Origin of the sequence: Candidatus Accumulibacter aalborgensis, assembly GCF_900089955.1 — a bacterium.
Lineage (GTDB): Bacteria > Pseudomonadota > Gammaproteobacteria > Burkholderiales > Rhodocyclaceae > Accumulibacter > Accumulibacter aalborgensis.
The window spans coordinates 1-13216 of sequence record NZ_FLQX01000116.1; the positions used below are offsets into that span (position 1 = coordinate 1).

Below are 13216 nucleotides of genomic sequence, written 5' to 3' on the forward strand. Positions count from 1 at the left end.
CGCGGCGCTCACCGCCGTGCACAACTACCACATCCGTCGCGCCGACGGCACGACCGCCGCCCAGCGCTTCTTTGGCCGTGCCCACGAAACGCTGTTCGCGCAGGTGCTCCAGCGCATGCCGCTGCCCCCACGACCGGCGCGCCGACGACCCCGACCGCCCAAGCAGCCCTATCTGATGCCGATGGCGGCCTAGCGCGGGTGGCCGGAACGATGATCAAGGCCCCTTTGGCCTCTTTTCATGGTTAATCCGCAACATGGGCAATCTTGCTGTCGTGATCAAGAAAAGCCGAAATTTATTCCAAAGTCTGTGAAAGTCGCCTTTTGATAGTTCTTAAATAGGGCTGGTCTCGTTAGGCAAGCTTGATATTGGATTTTTGATGGCCTCTAGAAATTACGTGAAATCTGGCTTTATTGAACCACGTTCCGACACGCCCCGGAAAAGTTGACGATAGCGGTCGTCTGCTATTTGCGCTTCCCCAGTCCAGGTAGGCCACCCTGCCATATGCTGACATACGAGTATTTCACGCCCCCAAACATTGAGGAGCCTTTACTCGGGAGGCTGATCCATAACTTTGCGTGTTTGGGTCTGTTTTTTTTCTTCGCGGCCTGTGCTGCTCGCTCAGCCTCCCGCTTCTTTAGCGACTCTTGGGAATGACGGCTATGGTCAAAGGCCCTCTGGGCCTTCTGGCGCTCCTCAGGGGATAGATTCGTTTGCGCGAGGCGATTCAAGAGACGCTGCTCTCTTTTGGTGAGCGGCAACCCCAAGGCTTTGCCGTCTCGCCGCATTCCGGTGGACTGGATCGTGTGCGCTACGTTCACAAACTCTGCCCGGTTGCCGTCTTGATTGTCAGCCCATTGAGAGGGTTGGTGGGTGGGCTTCGGTTTGACCACATTCGTCAGATCGGCCTCCTGGGTAGCCTTTCGCTTGGCGTCGTACTCGACGAGCCTAGCCGAAGCTGTTTCGTATCGGCGCCCCAGTTCAACCGCCCTATCGTGAAACATTTTCTGGGGTTTCAAGAGCCCCTTGGCGATCATTTCTTCCCGCAACGTGAGCATCGTGGCCCTCCCGAATACAATGGTATCAGAGCCAGTTGTTCTCTGAACATTCGCTCTCGTTTGTGCGTGGACTGTAGGAGCGTGCCAACCTATTTCTGGGGCGAACGGCCGGTATCTGATGAGTTAGCTGACGTTCGCGCAGCTCGTTTTCTTGGGGCCGCTACGACCGGTCTTGGCCGAGAACAGCCGTCAAAACTGACAAGAGTGCGCTAAACCGAGCTTGCCTCGACAAACCAGGGTAGTCTGGATGCCTTCACATCGAAAGTCGCCGTCGTAGTGCACCCCATCCTCCGATTCCTGGCGCCGATCAAGCAATCCGAGAAGCCAGCGGAATGGTCTTTCCAGACGAAAATCGCCTGCTCAACGGCAGCCTCATCTTCCAACTCGAAATCCATGGTGTCCAGCAAGCCGGAAACAACCCACTGGATCTGGGGCTTGGAAAAGCCATACCGACTGCGCAACACCCATTCCATTTCCTGGAGAACGAGCTGGCTCACGAAAACGCGGCGGCTCGCCAGCACTTCTCGTTCAACAATCTTGTGCACGATCTCGAACTGCTGGGCGTCGTCTCGAACGAGGAAGCGCACAAGAACGTTGGTGTCGATCCCAAGCATCAGATCGATAACTGCTCGATGGGAACAGCCGCCCGACCTTCCTGGTACAACATCCCCGCCAGGTCGTTAAAGCGCTTGCTCTTCACCCTCATTACCACGGTGCCGTCCGGCATGAGCGTAAAGGTCATGCGATCTCCTGCTTTCATCCGAAGGCTGTCCCGGATCTCCTTGGGAATGGTCGTTTGCCCCTTGCTAGTCAAGGTGGCTTCTGTAGTCATGGCCGGCTCCTCGTTAAATTCCTTACTCTTATAATTATCGTAAGGAATAAACAAAAAAGCAACTTGCCATTCCAGCGAGGTGAAGAGTCAGGGAGCCTGCGCTTCGTCACAACCCGCCCCTCATCGCACCGCCACCCGAAACTGCCGCGCCAGCAATTCCCGGTTCAACTCGACCGTACCCGCGGTCTCGTCGAGCACCAGTATCGCGGCTTGATCAACGTTGAGCACGCGCTTGGCGGCATTGACAAAGCCGCTGATGCGCATTGCGGGCATGCCAAGGCGCTGCGCGAGCGCTGCTTTGGAAAGCTTCCCACCACGAGCCGCCAATGCCTCGAGCAGGGAGCGCACGTCGGCATCGGCCGGTGCCACGCGTGCCGCCAGCGCCTTCTGTGCCGTGTAGGCGGGCGATGCCTGGAGAGCATCGATCCAGTGCACTTCGGGATCGACTGCCGCAACAGGTAGCGCCCCACCGAACAGATCGATCTGCGGTGTGGGTGCAGCCGGAGGTTTCGCTTTCAGCGGCTTCTTGGGGAGTGCCGGCGTTTCAGTACCTCCTGCCGGCAATGGCGCCTCCAGCGGCGCCCACCAGTCCGGCTGTGATGCCGCGGCCACCTGCCAGCCCTTCAACACCATGTTGCGCGGCGTGAATACGCTCAGCGGCACGACCACCTCCTGCGCGGAGACGCCGCCGTGATAGCCGTTCTTCCTGGCGCCGTGGCGCACGCCTTCCGACCAGGTGCACACCACCACGTTACCGGACGCCGTTTTCACACGGCCGCCCTCGAAAACCAGCTCGCTTGCATCCGGCGTACCCGACGGCAGTCGCCAGCGATCGCCCTCGCCCTGGCCGCGCTGCACGGTGCCGTCGTCGATCACATGCCCGTGGTCGGCGGTAACGATCACCACGCGTCGCGCTCTTCTCGCCTCGCTGAGCAAGGGCCCGAGTAGCCGCAGATCGTCGATCGTCCAGCGCACCTGGATCTGGTTCGATCCGCTGAGATGGTCGTCGACCGCGTTGTAGACCACGGCCACCACCTGCTGCTGGGTCGAGGCGATGGCATCGCGAACCGTTGACGACAGGCCTTCGGCGTCAGCGAGATCACCCTTGTGGAATACCACCGGCGCAGTCCCGGCGCGCGACGCGCCGACGAGTGCCGGATGAGCCGCGAACGCTGTCTTCTCCTGCGCCGCCGCGCCGACCACCAGGCGGCCTGACAACAGGCTGGTACGGCTCACTTCGGTGATCGTCGGCAGCGCCGCGATCGCGATCGCGACCGCAAGCGTCGGCGTTGGCCCCACGAGCTGCTCGTCCCAGCCCAGTGCCTCCAGGTCCTGGCAAAGCTCCCGGAAGATGCTGTAACTCAGGCCGTCCGCCACCAGCAATAACACTGGCGCTTGTTGCGCCAACGGGGCGAGCAGGCGCTCGATGATCGCCTCCACCGGTAAGCATGCTGCCTCCGCCCGCGGCTCACGATTCCAGACCTGCAATGCCTTGGCGAAGGTCTGATTGAAGGCCTCGGCTTTCTTGCGCGCCACGTCGCGCAGGGCGACAAAAGCCGAAGAAAGTCCCGGCAACTCGTCGCCACCGATCAACTTGAAGCGTGCCCAATCAACGAAGGCGCCTTCGCGGGCATAGCACTGCGCGAGCTCATGGAACCCTGTTGCCTGACGTCCGTTGCGACCCTTGCTCTCGGGCCGCTCGGCGATCATCCATCGGCACAGGCGAAGCGCCATTTTCACTCGCAGCATGCGCGTGCTTGCCGGGTCGGGATGAGCATGGCACGCCACAGAATCAGCCGCCTGTTCGACGGCCTGCAGTTGTGCCGGGGAGGGCTCGGCGATGAAGGTCTTGAGCGCATCCGCGAGTAGCCCAAGCCTCCGCTCCAGGCCAAGTGGAAGCACATCGCTCAGATGGGCGTAGGCATCAATATGAAGTTCGCGCAGGAGCAACTCGGCGCGTTCGATCACCTCGTGGCGCAAGGCGAGCGTCAAGGCATTCAGACACTTCGCTGCGGCAGCGGCCCAAAGGCGGCCCTCGGCGATAGCGATGCACTGGTCACCCATGAAGCGTTCGAGACGTATCGCTGCGCCGGCAAGTTCGTGCACGCCTTCGCCCTGAGCCGACAGCGCCACGCCGCACACCAGTCCGAGCGGGACGGCCTCCTGCGCGTTGCCAGCCATCACGCAGCGCATGACGAGCGTGCCCACTGCCCCGGCCGAGTCGCCCAGCCAAGCGGCGATCTGCGGTTTTGCTTGATCAGGCAACTCATCGAAATCCCCGGCCGAATCAGTGTCCAGCGACCAGTTCAAGAGCGTCGCCGCGTCCGGCCTCGATGCATCCAGGCCCAGGCAACGGCTGAGGATGCAGCGCCATGCCGTATCCATGTCCAGAAAACCGTTGGGCACGGGCGAATAAGCGCCCATGCTGGCCCGTTCAACAAGCAGTTGTGCCATCCACCGAAATCGGCCGAGTCGCGCATCGATCTCGCGCGCTTTGAACAGCTGCTGCACCATACCCCAGGCGTCGGGCTGAAAGACCTGCGCACGTGCCAGCCGGGCCACCACATCGCCGCCCAGATCGCGTGCGGACAGCGGCGTGAGCAGGATAAGCCCTCGCCCGGACTGGTCGTCAGCCCCCTCTTCCAGCGCGGACAGCGCCTCTCTGGCCATCAAGGGGCTTGCGCACCAGCGCAGCCGGAACTGCCGGCCCGACAGCTTGATAGCGTCCGGCCACGCCGCCTGAGTCCTGGTCTGGATAGCGATCACCTTTGCGTCGCTCGCACGCTCCAGCACCGCGAGCGCCTGTGCCTCGATCTGCGGCAAAGACAATGGCCCGGCTGCACCGTTCACTTGCTGCTCCCCGGTTTTTCGAGCCGCCACGAGATCGACAGCCGCAGGTCCGTGTCGCTATCCAGCCTGGCGTGCAGATCGTCAAGCAGCGCCAGTGCTTGCGTGCTTTCAAGGTCAGCCGCGGCAGATTCCTGAACGATCACCGGTGGCCTGGGTGCCGGCCGGCCGGGTGGCACCGGCGTCGGAATTGTCGGCAGTAGCGGTGGTGACGGCGGGCCGGGAGGCGTCGGTGACGGCGCCGCGGTCAGCAAGCGCACGGCCTTGATGCGCTGTTCATCGAGCGCCGCCTTCAGCCCGATCGCATGCTCGTCGGCGGTAAGTGTCTCGCACACCTTGGCGACAATCACCTGCGCGGCGGTTTGCCGCTCGTCGGTCAGCGCCTTCATCGCCGCGAAGATATCCCAGGCGCCGGTGCGCACCGCCTCGTCGAGTTCGCGCGCCTTGGCCAGGGTCTGGCGCATGGCGACCTCGGAGGTCTCGATCGGCGCGCCGGCCAGGGTCGTGACCACGGCCGCAGTTTCGGCACTCAACAGCCCGGCAAGCAAGGCCTGCGCGGAACGCGCCGTCTGCTGGCGATGGTTGTTGCCAGCGGCCGGGAACAAGGCGGACTTCTCGTTCAGCGTCTTGACCAGGCTGCTGATCGCCTCCCGAGCCTCGCGCGCCCTGGCCTGCACTTCTTCAACCAGCCTGGCGACGTTGCCCGCGTTGCGCGAGGTCGGAATGGTCAGCCCGAACAACGCAGCGGCACGCTTGCAGGCGGCCTCCCAGTCGCCCGCTTCGGGCAGCATCTGCTCGCGCAGCTCCAGGTCGTCCGGCATCTGGTCGATGGTCGGCATGTAGGCGACGTTGCCGCGCACGAAGCTGCGATTGGTCTGCCCGGCGAAGGCGAGGATGATCAGGTTCTGCACCTCGGCCGGCAGCCCCATCGCCAGCGGTTGGTCGATCCACTTGCGCAGCTTGGCGACGGTGATCGCGGCGCCCGTTTTGGCCTGCTCGCGGAGGAAGTGCGAGCGCCAATGGTCAAGCAGCACAAAATGGCTCTCGCCGGTCTTGCCCAACTGCACCGGGTCGGCGATCGAGCGGACCAGTTGCCGCAGCACGCGATCGCCGACCGGCGCACGTTCGTCGGCGCTGCCGATGGCGCGCTCCAGTTCCGGCCACACCTTTTTCACCACCGCAGGCCTCACCTCGGCATCGAAGACCGGGTGTGCCGGGTATTGGTGCCTGAAGAGCTGGTCGAGCAGTGCCTCGAACGCTGATTTCAGGTTCGCCCCGACGGGCGGTAGCGGAGTCAGCGTCTGGTCCAGCGAGCGGAACTGGTCTTCGGGCGCCATCGGGTTCACCACGGCGTCGCGCGAGTCGCCGGCGATGCCGTAGGCCACCTCCAGGTACTGGCGAACCCGCTGCTGCAACTGATCACGCTGGTTGCGCAGCAGCGCCTGCGCCGGCCCGCGGTCGACCAGCGCCAGGTGGGCGGCGAGCTCGTTGAAGCGCTCGCCGGTCAGAATGTAGTCCAGCACCACCAGGCGGCCCAGGTCATGCTGCGCCTTGGCGCTGAAGAACGACGGCATCCACACCAGCGTCCGCGTGTCGTCGCCGCGATAGCCCGCCAGTCGGGCAAGATCGTCGGCAGGGGAGAAGCGAGGGTCGTCGAACGGAAAGTCGATGACCACCGTCCAGGTGCCCGGGCGCCCGCGCAGTTTCTCGTCCGACAGCTCGCGGACGTTCTCGAAGAGCACCTCGACCTCGCGCTTGGTGCCGCGCCACAGCACCGAGTAGGTGGCGAACAGGTCGTTGCTGTCGGTGACGCCGAGCTGCTCGAAGAGCATCTCGCGCACGCGGCGGCGGCGGTTGCCGGGATTGTCGCTGGAGGCTGCCGGTCCGCGCACGATGGGCTCGATGTCGACGCCGGTGACCTGGATCGAGATCAGTGAGTTGGTGTCGTCGGTTACCTTGATTTCGCCGATGTCGGCCGCCCACTCCTTGCACTTGCGCAGCACGTCCTGGGTTTCCCGGCCGGGGATCGGTGAGCGGATCGTTCCGTGGTTCAGCGCGGCCAGGCGTTGCGCGGTCAGGGCCTTGAGCGAATCGACTTCGGGCACCAGGGCGCTCAGCAGCAGCGTCTTGATCAGCCGCGCATCGTTCCTCAGCGCTCTGGCCCTGGCCGGGTCGGCGTCGCCGATACGGATATTTTCCCAGGTCACGCCATGCTGGCGCTCCAGATGCGGCAGCAGCTTCTGCCTGTAGAGTCGCTTGGCGTTGTCGAAGTGAATGCGCATCGCTTCCGAGAACGGCTCGTCGCCATCGGCGATCACGTCGAACAGGTCGCCGACCGGAATGATCTGGCCCAGTTCGAGGTCATCACGCCGATCGACCAGCAGTTGCAGCATCAGCTTCAAGGCCGTGCGTTCGCGCTGCAAGGCCGCCGAGACGGCAATCAGCGTCTGCACCAGCGCCGGGCTGAACGGATAGACCTTGCGGAACATCTCCTTGTCCGCGGTCTCGGTCAGCAGCGTATTCCAGACCTCGGGCCTTACCTTCTGGAATTCATCGAAGGCGTTGCCCAGCGTCTGCCGGGCCGCTTCGGACAACGGCCGGAGCACCCGTTTCTCGGCAATCGCCGGCAGGTTGCGGTCTTCGAGCGTGATGCGATGGAAGCGCGCCTCCCAGTGGCGCAACACGTCGCTGAACTGCAATTGCAGCGAGCCGGCGAGGTTCTCGCCGACCAGTTCGCGCAGATCGCGTTGCCGCGCGACGAAGCTGACCAGCGGAATCGGCCGATCGGCGTTGCCGGCTTCGACGAGCTTGACGAGCTTGGTGCCCTCGCTACTCACGAAGCTGACATCGGCTGCCCGGCTGGCCAACCACAAGATCAGTTCGTCGAGGAAGAGGATCACCGCGTCGTAGCCGAGCGCGTGAGCGTGGCGGCTCATGATGCTGAGGCCATCGTCGAGCGGCACGAAGGCCTCGCCGCGACTCTCGGCGACGTCGGCGATGGCCGTGAAGTAGCGGCTGATCAGGTCGCCGACCAGGCGGACGCGGTCGTCGCCGCTTGGCGGCTCGAGCATCGCGGCCTCGAAGCTCGCGGCATCCCAGCCGCCGCTCAGCTCGCCCCAGCCGCTATCACCGCTGTCGTAAGCATCGGACCCTGCGTTCAGATCACGGAAGAAGGCCTCGCCGCCGAGGCGATCGCGCATGCGTACCGCGTCTTCGAACAGACGTTCCGACAGATAGAAACCTGGGATCGGCGCCTCCGGATACCGCTTGCGCACGAACTCGGCGTAGCCGCCGAGGATCGCCGACTCCATGCTGCGTGCGCCGATCATGTGATACGGAACGAGCAGGAACTTGCGGTCCTGCGTCCAACTGTTGTGCTGGGCGACGACGTCGGCCAGCTCGGGCATCGAGCGAGCCAACACGTTGTTGTCGAGCAGCAGGTTGAGCACGGCCATGAAGTGGCTCTTGCCGGAGCCGAAGCTGCCATGCAGATACGCAGCCTTGCTGGTGCCGCCCTGGACCGACTGCTTGATGAAGTTCAGCGCATCGTTGAAGCAGGCGTTGAGCTGCGGCGTCACGACGTAGTCGCGCAGCGTCGCTTCGGCATGCGCCACGCCGTCGGCCAGCTTGAGGACGAAGTCGCCCTGGTGCACCTGCTCCGGGATCGCGATCAGTTCTCTGATCAGTGTCATTTTTATTTCCCTGTCAAACCATACTCATCGCAACGGCTTGACCCCGCCACGCCGGCCGAGACCAAATGCAATGCGGTACACGTCGGGCATCTGGATGCGGCCGTCAGACAGCCGTTGGATCAGTCCAAGCTCGGCCAGATCGAGCAACACGCCGTCAAGACCATCGACAAGGTGTTGGGGCGGCAGCTTGACGGACTTGCCAAGGTCGTTTAGCTCGTCTCCCAGCTTTTCCAGAACGCCATGCCGTTTCCATATCGCGCTGATGTCCGCCGGAAAGCATGGCACCGTCAGTTCGCCTCGCAGCGGCGACATGACGTTCTCCACCCAGGGATAGTCTTCGAGCACCAGTTCATCAACGCGCACTTGCGAAGCGGTTTGAACGCCTGCCTGAATCGACTTGAAGTGCAGCGGCAACTCGTGGTCCTCGAAGTCGCTCAGGCTCAACTCCGCAGCTTTGCGCAGGGCCTCGCAAAAGCTCCTCGGGCTGACTTGGTCGCGGCCGTCCTGCAAGTGGTTAACGGCCCATTTATACGGCTTGCCGCGCTTGAGCCCGGTGGGTGAAGACGACATCGCCTTACCAGCCAAGGACTCGAAGAGCTTCTCCTGCAAGTCCTCGTTGCCGCAAAGCTCCTTCGGAATGAGCCACAGGCTGTCCGCCTTCTGCCATTCCAGCGACAAGGTTGTGGCGGTCAGGTCACGAAACAACGCCCCTCCTTGCGTTGCGTTGCCGACACACTGATAGAACAGGGCGTAGAGGTCCACCTTGCGCCAATTGAGATTGGCTCGGCGGGCGAGCAGCTTCGACGCATCGGGGAAACCGACGATAGCTCGATCCTCCAGCATGTCCGGCCGGACAAAGACCTTCAGGCGCACCGCGCGCGTGGAGCGCATGTCCTGAGCCACCTGCAGCAGTCCACGTGCCAGGGGGCGGATATCGGCCCAGGTCTCGGCGAGCCGATCCAGCGCATCGAAAAGGACGAGTGAGGTCTTGCCGTCGCGATGCAGTGCGTTGTCGGCACCCAGCAGCATGCTGTCAAACGACTCCGGGCTGTCATGGACCCAGGCGGTGCGTGCAGCCCAGACGTTCACGCCGTCCGGTGCCGTTTGGGGAAATGGTGGGGGAAATTGAAGCTGGTGAGCGATCACCGCGCGCCAGATCGTCCGCGCGTTCTTGATCTGCGGGAACAAGCTGGCGAGCACGTCCTTGCTGGGTGCGTCTAGCGAGCCGGCCGCATCACCAAAACCCTGTCGGATAATCGTGCTTGGGGCGATGTGGGCATCCGGGAACGCACTCACCACGAACTTGCGGTGCTCGGTTGACGACAGTGCCGCCCACCAGAAACTCTTGCCGGCACCTCGTATTCCTTCGACCACCGAGTTCTCGGGGTCGAGTGCCTTGGCATGACTGGGTGGCACATACGTCAGCGCCGGGGGTTGTTGGGTAATTGCCCCCGCATGGGCAACCTGAGGCAAGCCCTCAGCGATGGCTTGCCTCAGGCTTTTCTTGTCTTGCGGTGTCATGCTCACGCTCAGTCCCCGAAAAGGATCGAAGAGACACGTTTGGCAAACGGACCAAACGCAAGGTCAATATCCGCATCACCCACTCCGCCGCGAGCGTCGGACGCCATGGGGTCGAACTCCATAAACCTCGCGCTCCATCGCACAATCAATGGGAAGTGCGGCGCGCCTTCACTGTCCAAAGCGTATGCAAAGGCATTCTCGGGTTCGGCCTGAGCCGGGTCGATTTCGTCGTACAGATTCTCACTGAATAAATCGTAGGACCGTTCCAGAAAGGAGTCGAAGTGCTCTTTCTGATCGGTCTCGGGAAACATTGCTCGTACCATCCACAGCCGTTCGCGCACCCCCCGCAGCACTGCTGGTCGCTGTTGCCAGTGGGCGAAAAGTTGCCGGTAACCCTGCCAATTCTGTTCATTGTTGGTGGCGAAAAGCAGTGCCAGGTCGGCCAGGGTCGCGATCGAAATGGCCGCCAAATCGTGCAGCCCGGCGCGGCTGTCAATCAACACGATGTCTGGCCTCTCCCGCGCTTCCAATGCTTGCACCAGCCGCTGCATACGCTGCGCAAAGCGCTCGGGCCCCGTCGGCGTGGGAAGATCCGCATAAACGCGCGCCAGTTTCGCCAGGTAAGCCAACTCACCTTGTCCCATGGCCGCAGCTACGCGGATACGTCCAGTCGTGTTTTCGGCCAGCGGACTATCTGCCACCAAATCGTCCAGCACCGAGTCACCGTGCTGAACACCGTCCTCGATGAACCAGTCCACCAAGCCAAACCCGGCGACGCGGTCGACCGGCAGCAATAGCCCGGACAAACCGGGCGATTCAAGGTCGAAATCCAGCAGCAGCACCTTCTTGCCCGCGCGCGCAAAGCTATAAGACAACATGGCCAGCGCGGTGGAACGACCGACACCGCCTTTCAGTCCGTAGAACACAACCCGTGGCGGCGCACTTGGCGCGCGCTCATGCGTGGTATGCAACCAATCCTGGCCAATAATTTGCCGATCCAGCAGGCGAACCGTCAATTCAGGGCGGATGTTGCCGTCTGGATCTTCGCAGGCTGGCACCAGCGTATCGTGCCAATCCGGGTTCTGAAACAGTGTTGCCGGATTGAAGAAATTGTCCCTGAACAGCACCTCATCGGCCGTGGCGTAGTGCTGCAGTTGTGCCGTCGCCTCCTTCAGCAGCACATAGGCTTCCAACGGATACACCTCGTCAGCAGGTGGTGCAGCTTCCGCACGTTCTTCCTCGTCATCCGGCGTGTGGGGCCGGTAGGCATCAACCGCGAAGCGAAGACGACCGTACACGTCGCGCACTAGCAGCACCGGCCAACGTGTGGGCAAGCGCGCATCCTGACTCGCTTCGGCCGCCTGCCGCAGCGCCTGGTTGAATCTGAGTGTATGCATCAGAGCGATCCTTGTTTGACGACGTCGAGGTGGTTCACCATTTCCTGCGCTGCCGCTGCCCAATTGGGCAGCGATTGACGTGGCAAGGCAGCTACCTTCCAGTACCGATGCTCAGTTTTCCAATCATGCATTTTGCCCAAATGAGGTACCGCGGCAAGCAAGGCGGAGGCTGAACGTCCGTCTGGCAAGGTGGTCATGGCAGCAATCATCTGGGTAAGCCGGGGCAGGTGCTCCTTAAACTCTCCCGCGATGCCGCCTTCCGCATCCGCAGGCGTACCCGATTGAATCAGCAGCGCCTTCAGTCCACACTCGACGCTGAAACCATAAAGCTGCCCCGCATTCGCGTGGCCACCTGATTGATGCAGTTTGCCCGCGTCCTTGAAATGCCGCCGGGCACAGCCCGCATAGTCGACCCGCTTGGTGACGCTCATGTTTTTGCCTTTCTGCCACGTTTGATCGCCGGCGCTGCCGGCTTCCACGCGCGAAGATCATCAAGCGTGAATTGCAGTGCTCGCGCCTCGTCGGTGACGAAGCTCTCGTAGTAGTCGCCCATGCGCGCGCCGAAATCGGGGTTCATGTCGTTGTGCCATTGCTTGAGCCAGGGCACCAGTTCGAGCAAGCCGGCGAGCAGGGGTTGTAGCCGCTCGCGACTCCATCCTTCGCGTTCCTTCATGTCGATGAAGTACGTCGCCAGGGCAGTGGCCTGCTGCAGGTGATCCCAGCCGGCCCAGGCGATGACCAGGCTGCCGTCGACGCCGCGCTCGCAGCCGGGGTAGCTGATCCAGCGCTCCTTGGGAACGTCCAGACCGCCGCGCAGGCGCCAGAAGTCAGCCTTCAGGAAGTCCTTGCTTTGGTACTTGGGCGGCACCGGGATCTTGCCGACGCTGATGGTCAAATCCTCACCTGCGTCTTGGCGCCGCTGCAGAGCCCAGGTTTCTTCCCACTGGGCGCGCTTGCGCAGGCCGGTGTCGGTGTAGCGCAACACCGGCAGGAAGGGCACGGACTCGGCGGCGATGAGGTTGGCAACGAGCGGGTTCAGATCGAAGTCGGCACGGCCGGCATATAGCGCGGCAATCTGCATGAACTCGGCGTCGCGCTGCAGCGCGTCGGCCAGGCGGCTGGTGCTGGTCATCTGCGGCGGCTGGTCGGCGCTGGTGGGCCAGTAGCGCGGCGATTCCAGCCGCGCCAGCAGCCAGTCGCGCAGCGCGGCCTGTTCCAGAGACTCCCACGACGGCGAGTTCCAGCGACGCTTGTACTCGGGGCGCTCGATCAGGCCGATGTTGCGGTCGCTCTCGATCAGCTCGATGCGCCGCTGCACGACGCGGCGATAGTCCTCCGGCCAGCGCGCAGGAATCTCGGTGATCGGTGTCGAAGCGTGACGCTCGAACCAGGTCGTCGATTCCTGGCCCGCCGCTACGCGGCGGGCCAGGACGATTTCAAAAGCGCGCTCGCCGAGCGCCACTTCGGGCGGGGCAGCGTGCTCAAAAAGCGATTCCCCGCTGTCGGCGGGCAGCAGACCGTAGAGGCGATAGCAGCGCCAGTCGAGTTCTTCCTGTGCGGCGATCATCTGGCGACGCAGGTGGGAAGCGTGGGAGCAGGCGGCGTCGAGGCTTTGGCGGGTGGGGAGCGTCATGGGGCAATCACGTTCAGAGAGTCGACGCTGAGGCCGGGAACGAAGAGCTTGCCGGTAGCGCGTAGGTTGGGGTGAGGCACGAACCCCAACATTCAAGGATAGCCTGTTGCCGAGCGGGGACTTGCGTTGGGGTTCCTTCGTCACCCCAAGCTACGCGCTGTGGAAAAATTGCCGCCCCGCCCCAAGCTGTCATTCCCGCGCATGCGGGAATCCAGCACGTACCACTTGTTCCTTTCCA

At 63.0% G+C, this 13216-nt stretch carries 10 protein-coding genes; 1 reads left to right on the forward strand and 9 read right to left on the reverse strand.

What is annotated here, in order from left to right:
* A partial coding sequence (locus ACCAA_RS11940; protein ID WP_222104810.1) for a DUF6399 domain-containing protein occupies positions 1-193 on the forward strand: 193 nt, incomplete at its 5' end.
* A 269-nt stretch (positions 194-462) separates the two neighbouring features.
* Here the strand turns inward: ACCAA_RS11940 and ACCAA_RS11945 are convergent.
* From ACCAA_RS11945 to pglX, 9 genes are all read right to left on the reverse strand, one after another.
* The gene (locus ACCAA_RS11945; protein WP_186407480.1) at positions 463-1056 is read right to left on the reverse strand and encodes a hypothetical protein; all 594 of its coding nucleotides are present in this window, start codon (positions 1054-1056) and stop codon (positions 463-465) included.
* 209 nt (positions 1057-1265) lie between these two features.
* The gene (locus ACCAA_RS11950) at positions 1266-1670 is read right to left on the reverse strand and encodes a type II toxin-antitoxin system VapC family toxin (RefSeq protein ID WP_186407481.1); all 405 of its coding nucleotides are present in this window, start codon (positions 1668-1670) and stop codon (positions 1266-1268) included.
* Complete coding sequence (locus ACCAA_RS11955; protein ID WP_042331910.1) at positions 1670-1888, reverse strand: AbrB/MazE/SpoVT family DNA-binding domain-containing protein; 219 nt, start codon at positions 1886-1888, stop codon at positions 1670-1672. The genes ACCAA_RS11950 and ACCAA_RS11955 overlap by 1 nt, the downstream gene beginning before the upstream one ends.
* A 120-nt stretch (positions 1889-2008) precedes the next feature.
* Positions 2009-4738, reverse strand: a complete 2730-nt coding sequence (gene pglZ, locus ACCAA_RS11960; RefSeq protein WP_245754552.1) for a BREX-2 system phosphatase PglZ — start codon at positions 4736-4738, stop codon at positions 2009-2011.
* Entirely contained in the window at positions 4735-8427 is a 3693-nt protein-coding gene (locus ACCAA_RS11965; protein WP_186407482.1) for a BREX-2 system ATPase PglY family protein, read from the reverse strand. The genes pglZ and ACCAA_RS11965 overlap by 4 nt, the downstream gene beginning before the upstream one ends.
* A 24-nt stretch (positions 8428-8451) precedes the next feature.
* Positions 8452-9948, reverse strand: a complete 1497-nt coding sequence (locus tag ACCAA_RS11970; RefSeq protein WP_186407483.1) for a hypothetical protein — start codon at positions 9946-9948, stop codon at positions 8452-8454.
* A gap of 8 nt (positions 9949-9956) precedes the next feature.
* Positions 9957-11345 (reverse strand): tyrosine-protein kinase family protein, encoded by a 1389-nt coding sequence (locus tag ACCAA_RS11975; protein WP_186407484.1) that lies wholly within the window; start codon positions 11343-11345, stop codon positions 9957-9959.
* Complete coding sequence (locus ACCAA_RS11980) at positions 11345-11776, reverse strand: hypothetical protein (protein ID WP_186407485.1); 432 nt, start codon at positions 11774-11776, stop codon at positions 11345-11347. The genes ACCAA_RS11975 and ACCAA_RS11980 overlap by 1 nt, the downstream gene beginning before the upstream one ends.
* Entirely contained in the window at positions 11773-12978 is a 1206-nt protein-coding gene (gene pglX, locus ACCAA_RS11985) for a BREX-2 system adenine-specific DNA-methyltransferase PglX (protein ID WP_186407486.1), read from the reverse strand. Before pglX ends, ACCAA_RS11980 begins: the two co-directional genes overlap by 4 nt.
* Positions 12979-13216 lie beyond the last annotated feature (238 nt).